At 38.2% G+C, this 23,830-nt stretch carries 21 protein-coding genes; 7 read left to right on the top strand and 14 right to left on the bottom strand.

The genetic code is table 11. From position 1 onward, the window contains the following. Positions 1-7: 7 nt before the first annotated feature. Complete coding sequence (locus H4J69_RS01240) at positions 8-940, bottom strand: MoxR family ATPase (protein WP_182244419.1); 933 nt, start codon at positions 938-940, stop codon at positions 8-10. A gap of 361 nt (positions 941-1,301) precedes the next feature. On the opposite strand from H4J69_RS01240, the gene H4J69_RS01235 reads away from it, so the two are divergent. Further along, positions 1,302-2,999 carry a proline--tRNA ligase gene (locus H4J69_RS01235; protein ID WP_182244418.1) on the top strand — a complete coding sequence of 566 codons (1,698 nt, stop codon included), beginning with the start codon at positions 1,302-1,304 and terminating at the stop codon, positions 2,997-2,999. Between the two features lie 179 nt (positions 3,000-3,178). Here the strand turns inward: H4J69_RS01235 and H4J69_RS01230 are convergent, their stop codons facing one another. Together H4J69_RS01230 and H4J69_RS01225 are read right to left on the bottom strand one after the other, a co-directional pair. Then, positions 3,179-4,501, bottom strand: a complete 1,323-nt coding sequence (locus H4J69_RS01230) for a hypothetical protein (RefSeq protein WP_182244417.1) — start codon at positions 4,499-4,501, stop codon at positions 3,179-3,181. A gap of 100 nt (positions 4,502-4,601) precedes the next feature. Further along, on the bottom strand, positions 4,602-5,192 hold the full coding sequence (locus H4J69_RS01225) for a hypothetical protein (RefSeq protein ID WP_070373984.1): 591 nt from the start codon (positions 5,190-5,192) through the stop codon (positions 4,602-4,604). Between the two features lie 169 nt (positions 5,193-5,361). Here H4J69_RS01225 and H4J69_RS01220 point away from each other — a divergent pair, with 169 nt between their 5' ends. Both H4J69_RS01220 and yfbR read left to right on the top strand, forming a co-directional pair. Continuing rightward, the gene (locus tag H4J69_RS01220; RefSeq protein ID WP_070373985.1) at positions 5,362-6,576 is read left to right on the top strand and encodes a pyridoxal phosphate-dependent aminotransferase; all 1,215 of its coding nucleotides are present in this window, start codon (positions 5,362-5,364) and stop codon (positions 6,574-6,576) included. Positions 6,577-6,599: 23 nt separating this feature from the next. Next, positions 6,600-7,193 (top strand): 5'-deoxynucleotidase, encoded by a 594-nt coding sequence (yfbR, locus tag H4J69_RS01215; RefSeq protein WP_070373986.1) that lies wholly within the window; start codon positions 6,600-6,602, stop codon positions 7,191-7,193. An 88-nt stretch (positions 7,194-7,281) separates the two neighbouring features. Here the strand turns inward: yfbR and H4J69_RS01210 are convergent, their stop codons facing one another. After that, the gene (locus H4J69_RS01210; RefSeq protein ID WP_182244416.1) at positions 7,282-8,832 is read right to left on the bottom strand and encodes an HD domain-containing phosphohydrolase; all 1,551 of its coding nucleotides are present in this window, start codon (positions 8,830-8,832) and stop codon (positions 7,282-7,284) included. A 402-nt stretch (positions 8,833-9,234) separates the two neighbouring features. On the opposite strand from H4J69_RS01210, the gene H4J69_RS01205 reads away from it, so the two are divergent. Further along, complete coding sequence (locus H4J69_RS01205) at positions 9,235-11,196, top strand: methyl-accepting chemotaxis protein (protein WP_182244415.1); 1,962 nt, start codon at positions 9,235-9,237, stop codon at positions 11,194-11,196. 792 nt (positions 11,197-11,988) lie between these two features. Here H4J69_RS01205 and H4J69_RS20015 read toward each other — a convergent pair. Next, complete coding sequence (locus H4J69_RS20015; RefSeq protein ID WP_259364811.1) at positions 11,989-12,642, bottom strand: PEP-CTERM sorting domain-containing protein; 654 nt, start codon at positions 12,640-12,642, stop codon at positions 11,989-11,991. A 1,177-nt stretch (positions 12,643-13,819) separates the two neighbouring features. On the opposite strand from H4J69_RS20015, the gene H4J69_RS01195 reads away from it, so the two are divergent. The 3 genes from H4J69_RS01195 (at position 13,820) to H4J69_RS01185 (ending at position 16,562) form a co-directional block, all read left to right on the top strand. Continuing rightward, positions 13,820-15,544, top strand: a complete 1,725-nt coding sequence (locus tag H4J69_RS01195; protein ID WP_070373994.1) for an acetolactate synthase 3 large subunit — start codon at positions 13,820-13,822, stop codon at positions 15,542-15,544. Further along, on the top strand, positions 15,544-16,041 hold the full coding sequence (gene ilvN, locus H4J69_RS01190; RefSeq protein ID WP_070373995.1) for an acetolactate synthase small subunit: 498 nt from the start codon (positions 15,544-15,546) through the stop codon (positions 16,039-16,041). Before H4J69_RS01195 ends, ilvN begins: the two co-directional genes overlap by 1 nt. 80 nt (positions 16,042-16,121) lie before the next feature. Beyond that, positions 16,122-16,562 carry a GNAT family N-acetyltransferase gene (locus H4J69_RS01185; protein WP_182243490.1) on the top strand — a complete coding sequence of 147 codons (441 nt, stop codon included), beginning with the start codon at positions 16,122-16,124 and terminating at the stop codon, positions 16,560-16,562. Between the two features lie 4 nt (positions 16,563-16,566). Here the strand turns inward: H4J69_RS01185 and folD are convergent, their stop codons facing one another. The 9 genes from folD to H4J69_RS01140 form a co-directional block, all read right to left on the bottom strand. Next, positions 16,567-17,427, bottom strand: coding sequence for a bifunctional methylenetetrahydrofolate dehydrogenase/methenyltetrahydrofolate cyclohydrolase FolD (gene folD / locus H4J69_RS01180; protein WP_182244414.1), 861 nt, complete (start codon positions 17,425-17,427; stop codon positions 16,567-16,569). A 141-nt stretch (positions 17,428-17,568) separates the two neighbouring features. Continuing rightward, positions 17,569-18,078 carry a YcgN family cysteine cluster protein gene (locus H4J69_RS01175; RefSeq protein WP_182244413.1) on the bottom strand — a complete coding sequence of 170 codons (510 nt, stop codon included), beginning with the start codon at positions 18,076-18,078 and terminating at the stop codon, positions 17,569-17,571. A gap of 42 nt (positions 18,079-18,120) precedes the next feature. After that, positions 18,121-19,176 carry a lytic transglycosylase domain-containing protein gene (locus H4J69_RS01170; protein ID WP_182244412.1) on the bottom strand — a complete coding sequence of 352 codons (1,056 nt, stop codon included), beginning with the start codon at positions 19,174-19,176 and terminating at the stop codon, positions 18,121-18,123. Between the two features lie 10 nt (positions 19,177-19,186). Next, entirely contained in the window at positions 19,187-19,477 is a 291-nt protein-coding gene (locus tag H4J69_RS01165; RefSeq protein WP_182215728.1) for a YcgL domain-containing protein, read from the bottom strand. 52 nt (positions 19,478-19,529) lie between these two features. After that, positions 19,530-20,669 carry a ribonuclease D gene (rnd, locus tag H4J69_RS01160; protein ID WP_070374001.1) on the bottom strand — a complete coding sequence of 380 codons (1,140 nt, stop codon included), beginning with the start codon at positions 20,667-20,669 and terminating at the stop codon, positions 19,530-19,532. Positions 20,670-20,721: 52 nt separating this feature from the next. Beyond that, positions 20,722-21,582: a 23S rRNA pseudouridine(2605) synthase RluB gene (gene rluB, locus H4J69_RS01155; protein WP_070374002.1), complete on the bottom strand. Its 861-nt coding sequence runs from the start codon at positions 21,580-21,582 to the stop codon at positions 20,722-20,724. Positions 21,583-21,692: 110 nt separating this feature from the next. Continuing rightward, positions 21,693-22,274, bottom strand: coding sequence for an SMC-Scp complex subunit ScpB (gene scpB / locus H4J69_RS01150; protein WP_070374003.1), 582 nt, complete (start codon positions 22,272-22,274; stop codon positions 21,693-21,695). After that, the gene (locus tag H4J69_RS01145) at positions 22,271-23,080 is read right to left on the bottom strand and encodes a ScpA family protein (RefSeq protein ID WP_182215747.1); all 810 of its coding nucleotides are present in this window, start codon (positions 23,078-23,080) and stop codon (positions 22,271-22,273) included. Before H4J69_RS01145 ends, scpB begins: the two co-directional genes overlap by 4 nt. Before the next feature lie 60 nt (positions 23,081-23,140). Beyond that, a complete protein-coding gene (locus H4J69_RS01140; protein WP_070374004.1) occupies positions 23,141-23,761 on the bottom strand; it encodes an L-threonylcarbamoyladenylate synthase in 621 nt (206 codons plus the stop codon). Positions 23,762-23,830 lie beyond the last annotated feature (69 nt).

The following is a 23,830-nucleotide window of genomic DNA, read 5'->3' as shown; positions in this document are numbered from 1 at the left end:
ATATACATTATGAATTCAGTGGGTTTAAAACATTAACTTGTGCAATAACCTGCGCTGAAATTTTATCTTGTTGCTCACCAAAGCCAAGCGTGGTCAACTCAAGTCTATGTTGACATACCGAACTAAAGACGGTTTGAATATCTTCGGGGATGACATAGGTCCTCTCATCGATAAAGGCCCATGCTTTCGCTGCAGCCACCAGTGCTTGTCCAGCTCTTGGTGATAAAGGTCTACCAGCAAACCCTTGTTGACGACTGACATGATTTAAGGCGATAACATAGTCAATAATATTATCTGATACCGTCACTTGTGATACAGCAGCTTGCATGGCGATAAGTTTGTCGGTATCAACACAAGGTAATAGCTTTTTATAGCTCGCGTGGCTACTTTCACTCTGTAAAATTTGTTTTTCTGCCGCTATATCAGGAAATCCCAGAGATATACGCATCATAAATCGATCGAGTTGTGACTCAGGTAAAGGGTATGTGCCCGCATGTATTAAAGGATTTTGTGTGGCGATAACAAAAAAGGGTTGTGGCAGTGGGTAGGTTGTCCCATCAATACTAACCTGATGCTCTTCCATTGCTTCAAGTAAAGCGCTTTGTGTTTTAGGACTTGCTCTGTTGATTTCGTCACTTAACACCACCTGATTAAAAATTGGTCCTCGATGGAGCTCAAACTTTTTAGTGTCAGGATTAAATATTGAGATACCAATAACATCCGCCGGTAACAAGTCACTGGTAAACTGCGTTCGTTGATAACTAAGTCCAAGCGTTTGTGCTAAGACCTGCGCTAACGTGGTTTTACCCATGCCTGGTAAATCTTCTATCAAAAGATGACCTTTTGCTAATAGACACGCCAGAGCTAGACGTATTTCGTTAGGCTTACCTAAAACAACCGAGCCGACCTGAGCTAAAATTGCCGTAACTAAAACTTGCATAAAGTGATCACCACGCCATTTAAAAGAGTTGTTGTCATTAAATATACCTGCCGATAAAGTAACAGAACTGCCAAAATAATATCAACAATTACTTAAGATAAACACCCGCAATTAATACCAAAGGGCGATCATTTTACCTAGCCTTGATACGAAGATGAGCTCAAGTAATTAAAATGTACACTGGCACTTAATGGTTAGACTTTATTTTATTTAATTAAATAACCCGTGCAGATAGCTAAAACTGACTCTTTAATGCGTTAAACTTTATTCATCTGAGTTTATATTTTCCTTTTGCCCATCGCCCCGCCCTGCTAGAATAACCGACAATTATATACTTGATATTTTACGGAACCTTTAGTCAATGCGTACTACTCAATACCTACTTTCTACCTTGAAAGAAACGCCAGCCAGCGCCGAAGTGATCAGTCACCAATTAATGTTACGTGCCGGACTTGTTCGAAATGTTGCTTCTGGTTTATATACTTGGTTACCCACAGGTCTCAAAGTATTAAGAAAAGTTGAAAATATTGTTCGTGAAGAAATGGAACGAGCAGGCGCTATTGAAGTATTAATGCCTATGGTTCAACCTGCTGATTTATGGGAAGAGTCTGGACGTTTAAATGATTATGGCCCTGAGCTACTACGCATAAATGACCGTCATGACCGCGCCTTCGTTTTAGGTCCAACGCACGAAGAAGTCATTACAAAATTAGTCGCTAATGAAATAAATAGTTATAAACAATTACCGCTGAATATATTTCAAATTCAAACAAAATTTCGCGATGAAATACGCCCTCGGTTTGGTGTGATGCGTGGTCGTGAATTTTTAATGAAAGACGCCTACTCTTTCCATTTAGGCGAAGAATGTTTAAAGAAAACTTACCAAATTATGTTTGACGCCTATTGCCGTATTTTCGACCGTTTAGGTTTGGATTACCGCCCAGTCATTGCTGATACAGGTTCTATTGGTGGTGAAGCTTCACATGAATTTCATGTTTTAGCTGACTCTGGCGAAGACGATATTGCCTTTAGTGACGGTAGCGATTTTGCAGCAAACGTTGAGAAAGCTGAAGCTATTGCGCCGCTAGGCGAACGAGCAGAGCCAACTCAGGAATTGACTAAGGTAGAATTAAAGCTTGAACGTTTAATCAAAACCTCAAACATAGATTTAAAAACTACGGTTAAAACACTATTAGTGCTTGGCTCTAGTGCTAAAGGTGAGCCAGAAAAATTCATTGCTCTAGTGCTTCGTGGCGATCATCAACTAAATGAAGTTAAAGTTGAAAATTTATCTGCTATCGCTTCACCTTTAACATTTGCAACTGATGAACAAATATCTGCAATTGCTAACTGCCATATCACCTCATTAGGCCCTAAAGGCTTACCTGTTGACGTTATTGTAGATCGCAGTGCTGCTCATCTAAGCGACTTTGTCTGTGGTGCCAACGTAAACGGTCAATCTTATACTGGGGTTAACTGGAAACGTGATTGTGATGAAATCAACGTTCAAGATATCCGTAACATCGTCGAAGGCGATCCTAGCCCTTGTGGTCTTGGTAATATTGTCATTAAGCGCGGTATTGAAGTGGGCCATATTTTCCAGTTAGGCGAAAAATACGCACAAGCAATGAATTGTGGCGTATTAACAGAAAATGGTAAAAATCAAACGTTAACTATGGGCTGTTATGGCATAGGCGTTTCACGTATTGTTGCTGCGGCTATTGAACAAAATCATGATGAAAATGGCATAAAATGGCCAGCAGCTATTGCACCATTTCAAGTAGCGATTGTTCCAATGAATATGGCAAAGTCTGCTCGTGTTAAAGAAACCGCAGAAGCTTTATACACACAATTACAGCAAGCTGGCATTGAAGTTATCTTCGATGACCGTAAAGAACGTCCGGGTGTGATGTTTGCCGACCATGAATTAATTGGTACGCCAATATTATTAATTGTTGGTGAACGTAATCTTGATGAACAGAACGTTGAAGTGAAAAACCGTATTAGTGGTGAAAAATCGTTAATGGCAATCAGTGATGTCATGTCTTTATTTAGCTAAACATCACATTGATTAACGGTGAGATGCAAGGATTCAGTAATAATGACTTGAGAGTTGATGGTATTTGAGAAAAACCATCTTCGGCTCTGGCATCCAGGCAGTTGTGAATATAACCCCTCATATTGAACATAAAAACGCGACCTTAAGGTCGCGTTTTTTATTGCTGGCTAGCGCTTTAGTTAATCTTGATAAACAGGAATTTTACGTAAACGCTCATCAATGCTTTGCAGCATGCTACGATAAACTAACGAATCAATATCACGATAATATTGTTCGAATTTTTGTTGGGATATACCTTCGGGTAAACCCGTCAATTCAGGTAAAATCAAGCTTTCATTAATGATATCAGCCAAGTGTTCTTGCACTTTTAAGGCGCTTTCATCCGAGGTTGTCGCCAGCATTGCCAGGCGAGTTCCAGCCCGATCGGCCATCAAGTCGGCAAAACTAAAACCACTACCACCACTGTTTGAGTCTAAAAATTCTTTTAGCTCGCCAATGGCATTACTTGCGGTACTGGTGCCAAATAGCTGCAAAGCAACGGAGTAAATAAAATGCTTTTGAATATCCACTCTTTCGCGTAACGTAACCCTTGCTCGGCGTATTGTTCGCTGTTGTATTTGCTCCGCTGACAGCTTAGAAATATCCCCGACTAAGAGCTCAAACTTATCGGTACCAAAATAAAGCACTAAGGCCATTAAAGCCGCTCGATTCTCTTTTGCCGGTGAATCAGTTATTGCGGCTAAATTACGTTGTTTTACTAAACCAAAAGTAAAACCAACATATTGAGCAAACGAAAGCTTAAGCGTTTTTGACTGCTCAATCGTGTCAACAAGGCTTTGATAATAAAACCGTATCACCTCAACATCACCATATAACGCAAGTTGGTCACGTAAAGCAAAAAGACTATTTTTATTGCTTAATGGCTCATTTTTTAAATCATCTGAAAGCACAATATCTACAGAAATTTTCTCTGCACTAATATCAACGCTTTTGATCATGCTTAATAGCGTGCTGCCAAATTCTTCTTTTACATATAGGTTAGTAAACCATTCAGCCAATTTAAGCAATCCATTACCCGGGAGCGCAACATTACCAATATAAACAGTGCCCAAATCAAGACCTTCCTTTGAAGAAACAAGCATCATCTCCACATTAAGGTATTTTATAAACGTGGGTAAAGGCAAGGCTATAGAAAAGTTAATTAAAGCACTGTCTTTAAATAAAACCACATCAGAGCTTAGTTGTGGAATGGCACGGTGACCAAAAGCACTGAGTCCATGAAGTTCAGCCTGAGTAGCTTGCAATTTAATCGGTTGCTGATCACTCTTTAAGGACTGAATTAAACGCTGAGCAATACGTTTATTTTCTGTCGCCGAATTAGCATCAATTTGATGTGTTCTTTGCAACTGCGGCGTTGACTGTAAAGCCATAAAAATGACAATGATAGCAAAGCAAAACAGTGAAACGAACAAGAGTAAAATTCTTTTTAACCAAAGTTTCAAAAGTAAACCTTCATTGTACACAATATTATTGAGCTATATTCTGATTGCCTTACCGATAAAAGTATAGTGATAAATACCACTAATTTATCTAGTTAACTGATCAGCAATCACAAATATCCCAATAAATTTTCCGATCGTATAATCTCGCTAAGCGAATATTAAGCGCCTTAAACGTTGTTAAATTCTTATCATGGGGTTTAAAACATTGCCAAATAAATTGGTGACAGTTATTTTCTATCATATGATAATCTCGGTATTGAAAAATTTGTTGCTGAGCACGTTGCGCGGCAAGTTCACTGGCAAAAGGTTTTGCTGTTGAATCACAAGCAATAAAAATATGTTTTCCTGAGCGCTCCTTAGTAAAGCGTTGCACCGAAATAGCTTTAATTAAACCATTACCATCGAGTTCAACAATCGTATTGTCACCAACCCAAATACCGGTGTGATCAAGTATACCGCCAACGCCACAACAAACAATTGCGCCAATTTCTGGTTTCACTTTTTCCGTGGTAGTAAACAAATCGGTTGGATACTGGACAACTGGAGATTCATGTTCATTAAACCGACCGAGACATTGTACATCACGATAATAAAAGCGTTTTCTTTGCTGTTTCTTGCGGTCGTCGGCTAACTCTTTTACCGCGAATGCAGATATTGCAGCAGCCCCTAACCATAATAAAGGTAATGGCATTATTGACCTCCGTGCTTAAATTTCACTCAATTAATAACAAGATGACGCTTTTATTTCATTAATGCTATAAGAAACTTGCAAGTAACTGTTTCAAAGCGGTTGATTATTAGTAACAATGAGGGATACATAATCAACCACAATATGAAAAATATTCTATGAGACGCCGCTAATGAAAAACATCAAAAAATCATCAAAATTGAATAATGTTTGTTATGAAATTAGAGGACAGATCGCCGCCGAAGCCCGAAAGTTAGAAGATGAAGGTCATAAAATATTAAAGCTTAATATCGGTAACCCTGCCCCGTTTGGTTTTGCTGCCCCCGATGATATTTTAAAAGATGTTATTCGCAACCTACCGACAGCTCAAGGGTATTGCGAATCTAAAGGTATTTATTCAGCACGTGTTGCCGTGATGCAGTATTTTCAGCAACAAGGTATATTAGATGTTAGCGTTGAAGATATTTTTATCGGTAATGGTGTCAGTGAATTAATTGTGATGGCGATGCAAGCGTTATTAAATAATGACGATGAAGTCTTGATACCCGCACCCGATTACCCCTTGTGGACAGCATCTGTAGCGCTATCGGGTGGCAAAGCTATTCATTATCGCTGTGACGAAGAAAACCAATGGTTTCCTGACCTAGTAGATATGGCGAACAAGATCACCGATAAAACAAAAGCTATTGTGCTAATTAACCCCAATAACCCAACGGGCGCTGTTTACAGTGAAGCGCTGTTAAAGGGCATTATTGAACTAGCACGTAAGCACGACTTAATTATTTTCAGTGACGAAATTTATGACAAGATTTTGTATGACGAAGCCACTCATATACCTACCGCAAGTTTGGCACAAGATGTTTTAATTATTACCATGGGCGGTTTATCAAAAAATTACCGTATCGCTGGCTTTCGCGCTGGGTGGATGGTAATTAGTGGTCCTAAATTTCATGCGGAAGATTACTTAGAAGGCTTGAATATTCTTGCTTCAATGCGCTTATGTGCCAACGTGCCTTGTCAACATGCTATTCAAACAGCATTAGGTGGCTATCAAAGTATTAATGAATTGATAAAGGATGATGGCCGTTTAATCAAGCAGCGAAATCTAGCGCATAAAATGATTAACGAAATTGATGGTTTATCTTGTAACCCTGCGATGGGGGCCTTGTATTTGTTTGTTAAAGTTGACCAAGAAAAATTTAACATTCTTGATGATGAGAAAATGATTTTAGATTTACTCAGACAAGAAAAAATTCTTTTGGTTCATGGCGGTGCGTTTAACATTCAGGAGAAAAATTATTTTCGTTTAGTTTTTCTACCCCATGTTGACGAATTAGTGCCGGCAATGGCCAAACTTAAGAATTTTTTCAGTACCTATAGCCAATAACTACTTATATTAAGGAAATAACCATGCAGAGTACTTTTTTAGCTTGGATGTTCAGAATGCCGTTAATCAAACGTTGGGCGCTAATGTTTTGTGTGAAGCCAGAAAACGTTGCCGAGCACTCCCATCAAGTTGCGATTGTCGCTCACTTGCTAGCGGTCATTAAAAATAAGAAATTTGGCGGTAACATCAATGCTGACCGTGTCGCCACTATCGCTTTATATCATGAGGCAAGTGAAACTCGCTATGGCGATATTGTTAGCCCAACTAAATATGCTAATAAAGAAATTGCAAGAGAATTCAAGAAGATAGAGTACCTAGCAGAAAAAGAATGTTTAGCGTCTTTACCGGAAGAATTTCAGGAACTTTTTTCGGATATTATTGTTCAAGATAACGTTGAAGTCCATTATAAAGCAATAGTAAAAGCGGCGGACATTTTAGTCGCTTATATCAAAGCACTCGATGAGCTCAATCACCACAACCCTGAGTTTTTACACGTTAAAGAGCGCTTAGAAATAAAACTAGACGGGTTAAAAAAAGAAATGCCTGAAGTTGAATATTTTATGGATATATTCCTTGAAGCTTGTTCAGCCACGGTCGATAAGATAAGCCAAAATTAAGTTTATGTTAACCTGAAAGTAGAACATTGATAAAAATGTTCTACTCTTTCCCTAATTGACAAGAATAACCTCGGTTGCTTATACAGTTTTATAATGGAAATTCACCTGGATTTAACACTCTAATTTGGCAAAACTCATCATAGTTCTCTATAAAAACATCAATCATTTTTGCTTCAAACTTTTTGCCGCTTTGTTCAATTAAGAAAGCTTTTATCTCGGTATCAGACCATTTCTCTTTATAACAACTCTCAGAGCCCAAGGTATCGAAAACATCGGCAATAGCCATAATACGTGCTTCAAGCGGAATTTCTTCACCACTTAAGCCATCGGGGTAACCACTGCCATCCCAATTTTCATGATGGTAATGTGCTAACCTTGCACCTAGCTTTGAAACACTCGTTTTAGATTTTGACAACAATTGAAACCCTGCGTCGGCATGAGTTTTCATAATTTCCCATTCGTTGTTATCAAGCTTGCCCGGTTTATGGAGTAAATTAACGGGAATAACCACCTTACCAATATCATGTAATGGTGCAGCTAAGCGAATAGCATTAATAAATGCCTCACTTAGTTGTAATTTTTTCGCTAACAGTTCACAAATAAGTGCAACTCGATGAACGTGAGCCCCAGTATCTTTACTACGCGTTTCAATGGCTTCTCCAACGATATAAAGCAGTTCTTTCTGAGTTTTTTCTAGCTCATGTTGTTTGGATAAACTATCAAGAATAAGGGCAACATTAGTGGCAAACAACTCGGCTAAACTGGCTTTAAAATGCTCTGCGTCATCTTCGAATTCAATATAAAGTACTGAGACTGAATTGCCTGATGTTTCATAATATCCAACAAATATTTCATCGGTGAAATAATGCTTTTTATTTTCGAACGCTTTCTGGATTAAATGTTTAACATCACTAGAAATATCTGACGCTTCAAGACTATCTGACTCACTCACATACTTACCGGTACAGGCAATAATCAGATTTGAGCTAGTTTCATCATATTCTAATTGGCTTCGGGCAATATAAAGCGCAGAGCTGTCAACATCCATTAAAGTCAATAAATGTTCTAAAGCAGCAGAGCCAAAAGGCTTAAATTGATTAATTTTCAAAAGATCATGAGTGGCTTTTATTAACTGTTTAAAAGCATCTAAACTACGCTGTATCGTCATTATGTCACGGTAAGCGCGAATACTTGCGTAGACAGTTGTAGTCATTTTACCGGCAGTAAAATCAGTTTTTTCTTTATAGTCATTAATATCAAATTCTTTAATCACTTTAGCTTCAGGAGCTGATCCTGCCTGACCCGTTCTTAGAATAAGACGTATTGCTTGGTTTTTTAAGGTATTACGGATCCATTCAACAAGCTCCAAACCTGCATGATCAGTTTCCATAACAACATCAACAAAGGCCATGCAAAAGGTATCATCTTTTAATAATATCTCACGAGCTTCAATAGAAGAATAAGCCGAAACAATTTCCAAGCTTCTGTGTTCAATAGTAGCATCCGCTAAAACCAGTCGAGTGACTTGATGCACAGATTCATCATCATCAATGACAAGTATCCGCCAGACCTTGTGCTTCTTTGGTTTTGACGTTAAGGACTCGCCTGCAGATTCTTCTTTAAAGAGAAAGTTTGACATTATTAATTCGTATTATTGTTATAGTTAACCCTAAGTGTAATAAATATATAGAATATTTCCTGCTATTTATGTAAATAATTGGTAAATATAATAAATAAATCCTTAAAATAATGGGCAATATAATCCAAAACACCTATAGACAAAGCAAAGTGGCTATTCTTCACTGATAAACTTTTACTAATAAAACACAACGAATAGTCATAGATGGCGAGAGAATTTTCCGTGAAGTTTGTTGAGGCTTTTTTGAAAATTTTTGGATTTTTAAAATACTGAAATGGGCAAGTAAGATCGGTCACAGTTTTGTCGTTTAGCCAGTACTTTCGCTCTGACTCATTTGGGCTTGGTCTCAGTATGATTCTCAGTTATATTATGGCTACATTTACGATTATTTAATGAATTTTTATGAATATTCGCTCTAAACTAACGTTGAGCTTTGCTGCTACGGTTATTTTACCAATTATTGCCATTGCAATTGTCAGTATATCAATGACGATTTCTATATCTTCAACAAGCTTTGTGGAACGCACTCAGGATGAATTAAGGCAAGTAGACAACGGCTTTCAGCTGTTCTTCCAACAAATCAAAGCTAACGTAAAATTTTTAGCTCAAAATAAATTGACAACCCAACTTCCTGATAATACTCATACTTATATTGACTCTGATCATATGATGGAGCCAAAAAATGATTCTGTCGAAGAATTAAATTTATATAAGCTATATGAAGATTTTGGTTCATCACACCCTGATTTACTATACGTATACACAGGCACCAAAGAAGGTGGCTTTGTTCAATATCCATTAGAAGTGCTTGGAGGTTATGATCCAAGACAACGTCCTTGGTACAAACAGGCGCTAGCCTCTCCAAACGCTCCAATTATTACTGAAGCATATCAAGATGTCATAGGAAAACCTGTAGTAACTTCTGCATTAGTGGTCAAAAATAAGCAAGGCGACATCATAGGTGTACAAGGTCTAGATGTTACCCTTTCAACATTAACGGATATATTAAGTAATACAAAACTAGGTGAAAGCGGCTATCTCATTCTTATTGATGAGTCAGGAACCGTATTAGCTGATGCCAAAACACCCGAGAATAACTTCAAAAATATTAAAGATCTTTCATCATCATCATTATTTTCCATATTACAAAAAAGTCCAAATCAAGATCATTTTTCTACCGAGCATTTAGGTGAAGATGTTGACGTTGCCAGTTATTATTCAAAAGAACTAAAGTGGCGTTTTGTTGGCGTCATCCATAGCGATGAAATTTTAGCGCCTGCATATAATATGAGTCAGACCATTACCGTGATTGCCTTTATCATGGTTACATTATTTATTGCCATAGGATTTTGGTTAGCCAACCGTATTGTTCAACCCATTAACCGTGTGGCTGAAGGTTTGCGTGATATTGCACAAGGTGATGGAAATTTAACTAAGCGACTAGAGATTATTGGTCAAGATGAAATCAGTGAATTGGCTCAATGGTTTAATCAATTCTTAGACTCGATTCATCAGCTTGTTGTTGATATTAAAACCTGTGCATCAACATTAAATGTGGTGGCTAATCAATCGGGTATACAAATCGCTGATGTAAAAGCAGTAAGCCATAAACAAGAACAATCAATAGATAATGTGAATAACCTTATCGCAACGATGACAGATATAGCACATCAAACATCAAACGACTGCCAAGAAAGTTCAACGACTATTATGAAAACTGAAGAGTACTCCAAAAAGGGTATTTCGTTAATTTCTGTCACGGTAAGTGAAGTGAGTTCGTTAAATCAATCGTTAAGTGAATCATCTCAATCGATGAAGTCACTTGAACTGGAAAGTGAGAATATTACTAAAATATTAGATGTTATCAGAAGCATTGCTGAACAAACCAATCTGTTAGCACTTAATGCGGCTATTGAAGCGGCAAGAGCTGGTGAGCAAGGGCGAGGCTTTGCTGTGGTCGCAGATGAAGTGAGAACATTAGCGCAACGCTCGCGAGGCGCTACCGAAGAAATTGATGCTGTATTAATGAACTTGCTGGATAAAACACGTGTTGTTTCTCAACAAATGGGCGTGAATGTCGAACAATCGAAACAGGCTATCAATAAAATTGAACAAGCGAACCAATCATTTAACGAAATCAGTACTTTGGTTGGACAAATGAAGGTAAATATCTCGCGTATTACTCAAGCCGCAGATCAACAGTGCAGTTCATCGGACTTGATCAATGACGATATTAGTGGCATTAATCAATCGGCAAAAGGTATTGTTAATACTGCTGATACATTGGCCGATGGATCGAATGACTTACTTGTTTTATCTAAAGATTTAACAAATTTAGTCGGTCGCTTTAAAGTCAATAATTAACACTAATATTAGTATTAAGTAACGAAGCACTATATTTTAACTATTTATTACCAGCCTGTAACAGATTTTGTTACAGGCTCTAGCCAACTTTTTTGCCCTACTTAAACGCCTTATTCTTGCTTAGTAAAGATTATAAGTAATGAGCCCCATAGACCAAAAATACTGGTGAGGGCATTTAATAAATATTCCTTAGTAACCTAACACCTTATTAGTATGCATTTCGATTTAAACTGTCGACATATCGAGCTGATTAATTCACACACAACATTTTATATAATAGATTTAGTAAGTGGCCAGCAAGCTTATCTGTTTTGAGTGTCTTTTATGAATAAAAGTAACAGGCTATGTGTTATTCGATCCCAAAAATGGCACGTTATGCACATACTCCAAACAGTGTAAACCGATAAAAAACAAATGGTTGAAAATTCAATTGAGATAAACTCGTCTAAATTCCTATGTTACATAAACGTACCAAATTTATCATTCAGTTATTAATTTAGCAGCAAAATAGATTCATTAGAAAATATAGGAAAAATTTTTTATGTTCATTTACGTAAATTACACTAAAAAGACCTTGGCAGTAGTACATAAAAATGGTCGGTAAATTAATTATCTAAGGCTCACTAATGCCACAAAGCAGACCTAATTTAGACACGTATTTATCACAATAAATAGTCCGCTTTGTTTGGCGGTCATTCGACAGAATGTTTTTGGGCTAAAACTATAAACTAGATACAAAAAAAACACCAATCATTACAATTGATGTTTTCTAGGATAAACAATTTTAAATGGTTAAGATTGTTTTTTAAATCGACGCGATGCTAAACCAATAATTCCTAACGCAAAAATAGCAAGTGTTGATGGCTCTGGAACCTGTACACCTACGTCAACCGCATCGAAACTAAATAAGTGTGCATTGAGGTGAGAAAATGCGAATCCCGAACCGTAACCAGCTCTTCTAATTACGGTTTGAGTCGTATTGAAATTTGAGGCTGCATCGGCCCATGTCACATTTGAGAACGCATTTTGCACATCCGTTAGACTAGCGTTGTATGCTCCTGCTGCTACTGCTGAGGCGTTGTAACCACTAAGGTATGATGTGAGGTTAGAGCTCATTGAAACTGATACGGATGTCATATTCACACCGTTAACCAAACCACTAATGTCCTCTTGACCACCACCTCCCATCCCTAAAACATAGAATTTGTTATCACCGGCAGCAAGAGTAAAGCTGAGAGTGGATAAATTTCCTATTTGGGCACCCCAACCAACGTTGTTTTGATACAAAATGTTGTTGATATTTGTGCCGTCTCCACTAAACACTGCAAAGTCATTGTCAGCCACAATTGACATTTCAAAGGTGATAAGGGAGGCATTTGCAGAACCAATCGACATAAGTCCGGCAAGCAAAGTGGCCATTGTCATTTTTAATAATTTAAATTTCATTCGTTGTTCCTTTTTAATCCCTTTCCATTAGTTTTGGTAGGTAATCGTTAAAATAAATATTTATCAACTTTTGTAACTAAATACAAAAAATGTGCCAAGTTTTAAATGTCATTTTATTTCAATGTGATGGGGATTCGATGGAGTTTATATGTAATCATACTGTAAAATATCCTGACACAAAAAACTCATCAACCACTTGATTTTATAATATTATTTTTGGCTTCTTGAATTTATGTGAGCTTTAAGCAATAAGTGAACTAAGACCGCTTAATTTATAAGGTTGTGTAGGTAAATACCTAAGAAACTGGATAGTAATAGTCAGTAAAACTAGCCTTCATGATGATAAATTAGTTAGAACTAATCTTATTATCCTTAGTAACCAACCACTAGAGTGAGGGGCAGTAATGAGCTTGCCGCAGTCATATATATTGTTCTCGTTCTATAACTGTATTTTGATTTTTTAATCATAGTATTAGTCTAAAACCAATTTGGGGAACGTCGGCTATGCCAATGATTATCAAGTTAGCTACCTACATGCTTAGGTCAACTAACGGTGTGCTGTTGACCTCGATAAATACTCAAAACTTCAAATGCTAACTTCTTCAATGCGCACGCAGAAGACGTTAACACTGTCATTTCATGATGTGTTTCGAATGATGATTAAGGTTCACTTATGCCAGTTGAAGTCAGGTTCCAACTTTATTTAGAGTGTTTCTGGTACTTTATTAATAAATAAAAACTTACTGCCCCATTTGTTTCAGTCTTTATTTAGCTTATTCAGATACTCATAAAATTAAATCGTTGCAGACCAAATACCGCTTAGTAATGATAAAAAAGCAACCTCACTAGCATGGACTTATACCTAAATCATTAAGATAGAATTAAAATGTTATGAGTATATTCATTTAAATCGTAATAATTTATTGACAGATAGAGCAAAACATCTTAAAAATAGAGGCATAAATAACTTTTCTTCGGATTCAATTTACAATGAATGTTACATTTTTACTCATTACACTCCTCTCTGTCGTCGTGGTCATTAAACCATTGCGGAGTTGGTGTTGTGTGTAAGAAAAGTTATTAAATAACAAATACAATAAACCCTCGCTCTGCACAAGACCGAGGGTTTTTTTATTGTTGAAACTTAGTTTAACCATACTTTATAGAAGGCAAGCTCATGACAAAGAAGCAATTCACTGGTGCACAGATGGTAGTAAAAGCATTAGCGGCACTCGACGTGAAGTACATTTTCGGCTACCCCGGTGGTACTGTTTTAGATATTTACGATGCCTTATTTCAACAAACAGACGTTGAGCATATCTTAGTACGTCATGAACAAGCGGCAACCCATATGGCCGATGGGTTTGCTCGGGCCACCGGCGAGGTAGGTGTCGTACTTGCCACATCTGGTCCTGGGGCAACAAACTGTATAACGGGTATTGCGACCGCTTACATGGATTCAATTCCTATGGTGGTGCTTTCAGGACAAGTACCGACCACACTTATTGGCGATGATGCCTTCCAAGAAACTGATATTGTTGGCTGCTCTCGTCCCATCGTTAAGCACAGTTTTAACTGCCGGGTGGTTGAAGATATCCCTAATATTATTGCTAAAGCTTTTTATATTGCCAGCACTGGAAGACCGGGACCTGTGGTTATTGAGCTGCCCAAAGACTTATTAATGCCAACCAGCATGGGCGAATTTCATATTGAAACTGATGTTAAGATGCGTTCATACAATCCAAGCATTAAGGGTCACCCTAAACAAATAAGAAAAGCCGTTAAAGCAATGACTACGGCTAAAAAGTTGGTTGTTTATTCGGGGGGTGGTGTCATTATCGCCAATGCATCAGGCTTGTTAACAAAACTTGTTGAAAAATTAGATGCCCCAATTACTAATACCTTAATGGGTTTAGGTGGCATTTCAGGCACTCATAAAAACTATATTGGTATGTTAGGCATGCATGGTTCAGTTGAAGCCAACAAAACGATGGCAAATGCTGATGTCATTCTTGCACTTGGTGCTCGCTTTGATGATCGTGTCACAAATAATGTTAAGAAATTTTGTCCCGATGCCAAGATAATTCATGTTGATATCGATCCGACTTCTATTTCGAAAACCATTAATGCTCATATCCCGGTTGTTGGCCAACTTGAGGTCGTGTTACAACAGTTATTAGATGAATTAGCGGCAACAGACTTCGAGCCTAATAAAGAAGAAAGAATGCAGTGGTGGCAAGAAGTTAATAACTGGCGCGACATTAACCGCGTAGCTTATGTCCAAGAAGGAGACCAAATAAAACCTCAGCGTGTTATCGAAGCTATGTATAAAATTACCCAAGGTGAAGCATATGTTTGCTCTGATGTCGGTCAACATCAGATGTTTGCCGCACAATACTACCCGTTTGCTAAACCTCGCCAATGGATAAACTCTGGTGGTCTAGGCACAATGGGCTTTGGCTTACCTGCTGCTATGGGGGTTAAATTAGCCTTCCCTGAAAGTCATGTTATTTGCATAACGGGTGATGGCTCTATTCAAATGAATATTCAAGAGCTTTCAACTTGCCTACAGTACAACTTACCTGTGGTAATTATTTCATTAAACAACCGCTCATTAGGTATGGTTCGCCAATGGCAGGATATGGTTTATGGCGGTCGTCATTCATCTTCCTATATGGAGTCGCTTCCTGACTTTGTAAAACTTGCTGAATCATATGGTCATGTAGGTATGCAGATAAACCATTTAGATGAATTAGAAGATAAGCTAACCGAAGCCTTTGCAATTAAAAATCGTTTAGTTTTTGTAGATGTATTAGTTGACGAAAACGAACATGTTTACCCAATGCAGATAAGATTGGGCGCAATTGATGATATGTGGATAAAAAAAGGAGTAAAAGCATAATGCGCAGAATTTTAGCTGTTTTATTAGAAAACGAACCGGGCTCTTTATCACGTATTGTTGGCTTATTTTCTCAACGAGCCTTTAATATTGAAAGTTTGACAGTGGCTCCCACTGAAGATCCAAGTTTGTCGCGTATTACTATAGCAACACGAGGCGACGATAGAGTACTAGAGCAGATCGTCAAACAAGTTAATAAACTCATTGATGTCATCAAAATTACCGACTTAACCGAGCGTAGCCATGTTGAACGTGAACTACTGCTGATCAAAGTTTTGGCGATGAATGATAAATCACGCACTGAAGTTAAGCGTATTACCGATATTTTCAGGGGTTCAATTATCGATATTGGTAAGCAAGTTTATACCATTCAATTAACCGGCGATGCTGAAAAGCTTAATGCTTTTATCACGACACTCGCCAATGAAACAGAGATAATTGAATCGGTGCGTTCTGGCTGTGTCGGTATTGCCCGTGGTGAAAAAGCGCTTAGGATATAACGAACACTGAAGTTTAAAAACCAAGCAACCTGCTTGGTTTTTTGTTTTATAATGAGCAGCCAATCATCAAAAGACAGATAATGAAAACGACTTTTTCTCTCGCAACTAAAAGTGATAAAAAATCACTGATGCGTTTTTATAAACAGCAAAGTTACAGCGCAGGCCTAATGGGTTTAGACAACGCTTACTTGCTTAAGTGCTCATCAGAGATTATTGGCGCGGTTATAATTTCAACGCTGTCAGAAAATAGCCAACAATCGTTTTTACATGCATTGGTTATTGAACGGGCCTTTCGACAACAAACGTTAGCCTCACAGCTATTAACCTCTGCTTTCACTCAACATCAACACCAAGAAATTTTCTGTTTTGCTGATGAAACGCTAAATCACTTTTATCTGCAAAATGGCTTTGAAAAAATATCTGAACAACAATTACCTGAGCCACTGCTAGGAAGATTTCTAAGAGTAAAGAAAGCTAAAAAAAATTTATTAGCTTTCACTTGTAAGCCGCTTATTTTATAAAAAATTAACCATTAGTGCTTGCGGCTATAAGGGTGTTTTTCAATAAGCAGGCAATGGTCATTGGGCCAACGCCACCCGGTACCGGTGTTATCGCACCACAAACCGGTGCAACATTAGCAAAGTCGACATCACCAACGAGTTTAGCTTTGCCGTTCTCATCTTCTATATGGTTAATACCGACATCAATAACAGTTGCGCCTGGTTTTACCCAACTGGCTTGAACAAAATTAGCTCGGCCAACCGCCGCAATTAAAATATCGGCTTGATGACAAATACCTGCTAGGTTTTTAGTGCGGGAATGAGCAATGGTTACTGTGCAATTTTCTTGTAGAAGTAACAAAGCAACAGGCTTACCAACGATATTAGAGCGACCAATGACAACCGCATGCAATCCTGATAAGTCTTCGCCTAAATGTTGTTTAGCCAATATAATGCAGCCTTGCGGCGTACAAGGCACTAATGCGCCTGGCTCGCCATTTAACAAGCGACCCGAGTTCATCGCATGAAAACCATCAACATCTTTATGTGGAGCAATAGCCGCAATAATAACGCTTTCATCAATGTGCTTTGGCAAGGGTAATTGTACTAAAATACCGTGCACCGCATCATCACTATTTAACTGTTGCAGCTCGGCTAATAATTGTATTTGGCTAGTGTCATGAGGCAATTTAATTTCGTTAGAAATCATGCCGACATCACGTGTCTGCTTTATTTTATTACGCACGTAAACTTCACTTGCTGGATCTTCCCCAACGAGTACCACAGTTAAGCCTGGTACAATTCCCTTATCTTTTTTAAGGTGGGCGACTTGAAGCGTTAGTGTTTTTCGTAAATCAGCAGCTGCCTGCTTACCATCAATGATCATCTATATTTCACTTTATTAGAATTAGAATTAGCGTTGGAACCATGGGCAACGAGTCACGACTCAATTGAGCGTTAGCCGTCAACCCTTGTTGCTATCACTCTTTGCACTTACCTTTTAGATAGAGGAAAGCAAAGCATAAAATTAATCGATATCATTTAGCGGCCATGAAACAATGAAATCTTCAAAATATTCTATCGCTACATCGTCATCTTTAACTATTTTTCCTCGAACCGACATCCCCGCTTTATGCATGGCTGTCTTTTTGCCGTTATTAAGCAGTGGATGCCACAAAGGCATGCCACGTCCCTCTTTTAGACGACGATAGGTACAACTAGGCGGCATAAAAAAAACACCGTCTAAATTTTCTTGTGTTAAGCGCACACAATCAGGCACTAAAGTGGTACGTTGTTCGTATTTTGAACATTGACAACTTTTTTCATTCAGTAAATGGCAAGCAATATTGGTGTAATGAATCTGCTCACCTTCGTTGATATAAGTGGTTGGCAGTAACTCAGTTTCCTGGGTTGTTTCATCATCATCAATAAACTTGTTTAGACAGCATTTAGCACAACCATCGCAAAGAGACTCCCACTCAGGTCGACTCATTTCTTCTAATTTTTTGGTTTGCCAAAAAGGAGCTTGTTCGCTCATAAATATCTTCTCTTTTATTTTCTCTGGTGAATCGAATGAATTTTACTGAATAGGTGGAAATTTTATTCTGTCTGATAAATGACCGACCGAGCTAACAAAATAATAAGATAGATTCCAATGCATTAGACTCTTATAATTATTATAAGCTAAATAAACACGGCCATTCTCGTCATCAGGAAATACTAGTGCAGCCTTAATGTCGACTTTAGGTAAGTGAGTACCATCGGCACGCCTAACACCTAAAGCTTGCCACTGTGCTAAGGTTTTTTCTGTTTTTTCCCAAGCTTTTAACCAGTTTGCTCGACTACCCGTATTTTTAGGGATAGCCAACGACTTATCGAAATCTGCTGGTAATTTAACCTGTCTACCCCAAGTTAATTCGTCGCTCCAACCTTCTTTTTTAAGATAGTTAGCCATAGACGAAAACACATCGTCTAAATTGCCCCAGATATCTTTCTTGCCATCGCCATCTCCGTCGACCGCAAAAGCAACAAACGAGGTTGGCATAAACTGATTTTGCCCCATAGCACCCGCCCAAGAGCCTTTCATCTGTTTAACACTGATATGTCCCTGTTGAACAATAGTTAACGCAGCCCAAAGTTGTTTCTTAAAAAACACTTCACGGCGGCCTTCATACGCAAGCGTGGTTAATGCCGAAATAACATTATAATTACCCATGATTTTACCGAAGTTTGTTTCTAACCCCCATAACGCCACGATAAAACGGGGTTGAACGTTATATTCTTTACCAATTTTTGTTAACAAGGGTAAATGTTCTTTATACAGTGCACGCGCTTTATTAACTTTCCAGTCAGGAACACGTTTTGGTAAATAAGTATCTAAAGTTTCAACAGTTTCTGGCTGAGAACGATCGGCTTTTACCGCACGCTGGTGAAATTTGACCTGTGAAAAGGCGTTATTAACAAGTGCCGTGTCATAGCCCTTGTCCAGCGCTTCTACTTTGAGTGTGGCAACATATATCTCAAAACCCGCTGCGCTTAGATTTTTTTTTGCCGCTTGAGCAGAGCTAGTTAAACAAAGCAAAATACTACAACTCATTAGCACACTATATTTTTTAATATCAAAGCAAAACGACATGTAACACTCCTTAATCATCATTGTTATTTTTTATTTTCATTTCCGTTTTATGTTGGTCAAGTAAGTTTTCTACGGGTGGTGGAAGCTGTAAGTAAAACCCTTGCTCATTTAAATTTGCTTTTACTTTTTCAATGTCTGCTAGTGCCAGCTTTTCTTTTTTTGCTAAATTCATCACAGTAACAAGTGTTGGCGTACCAAAAATCGACATCAAAGGTGCCGGTACTGATGAGAAATCATTACGTTGTTTAACAAAAAGATATGTTTGCGCTTTTTTAGTACTTTTATAAATGGTACACAGCATAAAGTAGACCTATGTTTTTAGTTGTAGTGTTTTAAAATGCCTAATAGACAGTTTATTTAAAATCATTTTTAGCGAATAAATTTAATTGCTCACCGAACAAGGTTTTACGCCAGCCCGACAATATATCAATCGATTCACTATACTCGGGCGCATTATGTAATTTAAAATGCCATGACAAAAATTGATTAATTTGTTTTTTCGAGGCTAAATTTTCAGGGGTAAGTTCAGCGTTTAGCGCTTGTTCAGCGACAAAGTTTTTCACTTTCTTAAAGATTTGTTTATAACCCGGATATTCATCAAGACGAAAAATTTTCTCTGGGTATTGACCACAATCTTCTTGCTCAGCCTTTTTTAAAACCATCAACATTGTTTTGCCCTTGTGGCGAACATCAAGCATTTCGACGCCTTCAAGGTTGGCCATAACCGCAACGTTATCAGGGTTATGAACCGCTAAAGCAAACAAGGTGTGATCTTTGGCAATGAAGCCTATCGGCATATCACGACTCTTCGCTTGCTGAAAACGCCAACTGGCTAAGTGTTGCAAGATGTACAGTTGCTTAGCGCTGAGTTTCCAGCTTAACTTGATATTACGATATAATTTACTTTCATCGATAGGCGTAAATTTTTTCTCTATCAGTAAATCACTTTCTTCCTGCGCAGCATCGAGCCAGCCTTTTTGCTCAAGTTCATCACGAATACGCGGGTAAAGTTGAAATAGATACTCGACGTCTGCTTGCGCATAATCAAGCTGTTTAGCACTTAAAGGACGCTTCATCCAATCGGTTCTAGACTCTGACTTATCAACTTCTATATCAAGATAATGGTTGACCATTGCGGCATAGCCCATTGATAAACCATGACCAAGAAACGACATCATTATTTGACTGTCAATTAAGTTAACCGGACGACAATTTGCCGCAGTCAGAAAAACTTCTAAGTCTTCTGAGCAAGCATGCAGTACCTTGCAAATTTTTTCATCGGTTAGTAGCTGCCAAAAGGGTGATAAATCATCTATCGCAACGGGGTCAATTAACGCTAAATTTTCCCCGTCGTTCACTTGAATAAGACCTAATTTAGGATACAAGGTACGAGTACGAACAAATTCGGTATCTATTGCCAAAAAGTCTGCTTGCGCAAGTTTCTGACAAAGTACAACCAATGAGGCATGATCTTCTACGTAAGTTTTATTCAAGTTTATCCCTTAAAAAATTAATGACAGCTTATGCAACAATATCAACAAAAGACTAACGGCGACGACGCGTTGCTTGTTGACTTCTTTGTTGATGTTTTTTCACTGAGCGGCGAATACGACGGCTTTTGGCATTATCCATCACTTTTTCGTCCACTTTTACTTTGCTTTGTGTTTCAACAGGCAAACCCACTAATTTACGGTAGTAATTGACTTCAGGTAAAGCTAACTCAGTCCAACCACCATTAGGTAATTGTCGTTTCATTTCCATATCGCCATAGCGCACACGAATTAGACGGCTGACTTGAACTTCTTGGCTTTCCCATAAACGGCGAACTTCACGGTTACGCCCTTCAGAAAGTACCACATGAAACCAATGATTACGGCCTTCACCACCTTTGTAAGTGATCTTTTGAAACTTCGCCGGTCCATCTTCCAATTTAACACCCGCACGCAATGTTTGCAGCATGGCTTCATTGACTTCGCCAAAGACACGCACTGCATATTCACGTTCAACTTTTTGTGAAGGATGCATTAAACGATTAGCAAGCTCACCATCTGTGGTAAATAACAGCATACCCGAGGTGTTAATATCTAATCGACCAACAGCAACCCAGCGACTATTCTCTAGTGGCGGTAAACGATCAAAAACCGTTGGACGGCCTTCAGGATCTTTACGGGTACACATTTCGCCTTCGGGCTTGTTGTACATAATGACACGACATAAATCGTCTTCTTTAGGTTTTAACTTAACGATGTGACCATCAAGACGAATTTGCTCACTTCCTTCGATGCGATCCCCTAAAAAAGCGGTTTTTCCATCAACACTGATACGACCAGCACTAATGAAGGTTTCCATTTCACGGCGTGAACCTTTACCGGCACGGGCAAGGACTTTTTGTAATTTTTCAGACATGGCTTTAACTCTCTTTACGTCAGTAACTTCACGGTGTTTTCCGCTACGTTGCTGTCTCTAAAATAAATAGTGTTTGTATATTTTTATTAATACGGGTGCTGTTGCTATAACTAAACCAATGCTTGCAAAGGTTTATCTATAGCGCCTAAATCAGCCATAGGCAATAATTCGGGTAACTGGCTTAATGAAGTTAATGAAAAATAATCTAAAAATGCTTTTGTGGTCGCATATAACGATGGCCGCCCAGGCACTTCTTTATTACCAACCACTTTCACCCAGTTTCTTTCTAATAATGTTTTCATTATATAACTACTTACCGCTACTCCGCGAATCTCTTCAATTTCGCCGCGGGTTATTGGCTGTTTATAAGCAATAAGGGCAAGCGTTTCTAAAAGTGCTCGCGAATACTTAGGCGTTTTTTCTTTGGTGAGCTTAGCAACAAAAATAGCTAAGTCTTCATTAAGCTCACTAATCGTTTCAAATCGGTAACCTGAAGCAACCTGCACCAAGTTAACCCCTGAATTTTTATATTTTATCACCAATTCACCAATGACATCACGAATTTGCTGGTGATTTAGCTGATAATTAACTAATAACTCTGTTTTTATTTGCTTAACACTCAAAGGTCCATCACTAACAAAAAAAGCCGCTTCAATAAGTTTAGCTATTTTTATTTTTTCAACAGTTGTCATACTGGTAAACGCACTCTTAATTGACCAAAAATGGTAGTTTGTACACATTCTATCAAACTTTCTTTGATCAACTCTAAAATAGCTAAAAAAGTTACCACAACACCTTGTCTGCCCTCAACGACTGTAAACAAAGCGCTAAATTCAACAAAAGCTGAGCTATTTTCGGCAGCACACTTTAACTGCGCTAATATTGATGACATCCGCTCTCTGGTTGATAAAGATTCTTTTTCTATATGGTGATGTTCGAGTGCTTTGGTACGTTTAAGTACTCCTTGTAAAGCACTAACAAGTTCACTTAAATCGACATCAGCCTGAAAAACGGCGGCTTGAAAATCTTCAGATAATTCAACATTCCCTTGAAAAAAATCACGTTCAAGACGAGGAATTTGATCAAGTTGTTGTGCAGCACTTTTGATCACCTCATATTCTTGTAAACGACGTACTAATTCGGCACGTGGGTCTTCATCCTCATCAGCTACCGCTTGTTTTGGTAATAATAAACGTGACTTTATTTCCATTAAAATGGCAGCCATGACTAGGTATTCGGCCGCTAATTCCATTTTAATTTCTTTCATCAACTCAATGTATTGCATATATTGTGTGGTAATGGGCGCAATAGGCATATCTAAAATATCAAATTTTTGCTTACGAATAAGGTAAAGCAATAAATCAAGTGGTCCTTCAAATGACTCTAAAATAACCTCTAAGGCATCAGGCGGAATAAATAAATCTTTTGGCTTATTAACCACCACTTCACCACGGATCAATGCCAGCGGTAATACTTGCTGAACCATCTCTCGTGGCATAGTTTTTTCTTTTGAATTAGCGGGCTGACTCACTCGTTATTAATCCATAATAAGTTGTAGTTATTCAAAGGGGCTTGGGTCGCCTTCACCGACTCGAATAACTTTCACTTCATCATCAGAAAAATCAATGACGGTGGTTGGGTGCTCACCCAAGTGCCCACCATTAATGATTAAATCAACTTGGTGCTCTAAAATATCGCGAATGTGCTCAGGGTCATACTCTGCTCGTTCTTCACCCGGCATAATTAGCGTTGTCGACATAATAGGCTCTTGCAGCTCAGCCAGTAAGGCTTGCACTATGGCATTATCAGGCACCCGAATACCTATGGTTTTTCTTTTCGGATTTAATAACCGTTTAGGTACTTCTTTTGACCCTTTAAAGATAAAGGTATAAGGACCTGGGGTATTACTTTTTAATAACCGATAGGCGCTGTTATCAACACGGGTATACTCAGATAATTCAGATAAATCACGGCACACTAAGGTGAAATTATGATCTTTATCGATATTTCGGATATTACAAATACGTTCAAGCGCTTTTTTGTCGCCGATATGACAACCTAAAGCATAGCCTGAATCAGTAGGGTAAACGATAACACCACCTTGTTGAATAATAGCCGCCGCTTGCTTCATCAAACGACCTTGCGGATTATCTGGGTGTACATAAAAAAACTGACTCATAAATTTTCTCCACTAAGATGTTGATGTTAATTTCGGTGTTACTTTAGGTGTTAATACAGTTGTTAAGCT

Origin of the sequence: Colwellia sp. BRX10-9 (assembly GCF_014077405.1) — a bacterium.
Taxonomy (GTDB): Bacteria; Pseudomonadota; Gammaproteobacteria; order Enterobacterales; family Alteromonadaceae; genus Colwellia_A.
The sequence above is the reverse complement of the archived record's forward strand: the minus strand, read 5'-3'. Positions and strand labels throughout refer to the sequence as shown.

What these genes read in the sequence shown, in the direction of transcription:
- rluB (WP_070374002.1), bottom strand. Translation starts at nt 21,582, where the DNA reads ATGTCTGAAAAATTACAAAAAGTCCTTGCCCGTGCCGGTAAAGGTTCA.
- H4J69_RS01205 (WP_182244415.1), top strand. Translation starts at nt 9,235, where the DNA reads ATGAATATTCGCTCTAAACTAACGTTGAGCTTTGCTGCTACGGTTATT.
- H4J69_RS01240 (WP_182244419.1), bottom strand. Translation starts at nt 940, where the DNA reads ATGCAAGTTTTAGTTACGGCAATTTTAGCTCAGGTCGGCTCGGTTGTT.
- H4J69_RS01175 (WP_182244413.1), bottom strand. Translation starts at nt 18,078, where the DNA reads ATGAGCGAACAAGCTCCTTTTTGGCAAACCAAAAAATTAGAAGAAATG.
- yfbR (WP_070373986.1), top strand. Translation starts at nt 6,600, where the DNA reads ATGCAGAGTACTTTTTTAGCTTGGATGTTCAGAATGCCGTTAATCAAA.
- H4J69_RS20015 (WP_259364811.1), bottom strand. Translation starts at nt 12,642, where the DNA reads ATGAAATTTAAATTATTAAAAATGACAATGGCCACTTTGCTTGCCGGA.
- scpB (WP_070374003.1), bottom strand. Translation starts at nt 22,274, where the DNA reads ATGACAACTGTTGAAAAAATAAAAATAGCTAAACTTATTGAAGCGGCT.
- folD (WP_182244414.1), bottom strand. Translation starts at nt 17,427, where the DNA reads ATGATCATTGATGGTAAGCAGGCAGCTGCTGATTTACGAAAAACACTA.
- H4J69_RS01165 (WP_182215728.1), bottom strand. Translation starts at nt 19,477, where the DNA reads ATGCTGTGTACCATTTATAAAAGTACTAAAAAAGCGCAAACATATCTT.
- H4J69_RS01195 (WP_070373994.1), top strand. Translation starts at nt 13,820, where the DNA reads ATGACAAAGAAGCAATTCACTGGTGCACAGATGGTAGTAAAAGCATTA.
- ilvN (WP_070373995.1), top strand. Translation starts at nt 15,544, where the DNA reads ATGCGCAGAATTTTAGCTGTTTTATTAGAAAACGAACCGGGCTCTTTA.
- H4J69_RS01145 (WP_182215747.1), bottom strand. Translation starts at nt 23,080, where the DNA reads ATGCCACGAGAGATGGTTCAGCAAGTATTACCGCTGGCATTGATCCGT.
- H4J69_RS01185 (WP_182243490.1), top strand. Translation starts at nt 16,122, where the DNA reads ATGAAAACGACTTTTTCTCTCGCAACTAAAAGTGATAAAAAATCACTG.
- H4J69_RS01170 (WP_182244412.1), bottom strand. Translation starts at nt 19,176, where the DNA reads ATGTCGTTTTGCTTTGATATTAAAAAATATAGTGTGCTAATGAGTTGT.
- H4J69_RS01210 (WP_182244416.1), bottom strand. Translation starts at nt 8,832, where the DNA reads ATGTCAAACTTTCTCTTTAAAGAAGAATCTGCAGGCGAGTCCTTAACG.
- H4J69_RS01220 (WP_070373985.1), top strand. Translation starts at nt 5,362, where the DNA reads ATGAAAAACATCAAAAAATCATCAAAATTGAATAATGTTTGTTATGAA.
- H4J69_RS01140 (WP_070374004.1), bottom strand. Translation starts at nt 23,761, where the DNA reads ATGAGTCAGTTTTTTTATGTACACCCAGATAATCCGCAAGGTCGTTTG.
- H4J69_RS01235 (WP_182244418.1), top strand. Translation starts at nt 1,302, where the DNA reads ATGCGTACTACTCAATACCTACTTTCTACCTTGAAAGAAACGCCAGCC.
- H4J69_RS01225 (WP_070373984.1), bottom strand. Translation starts at nt 5,192, where the DNA reads ATGCCATTACCTTTATTATGGTTAGGGGCTGCTGCAATATCTGCATTC.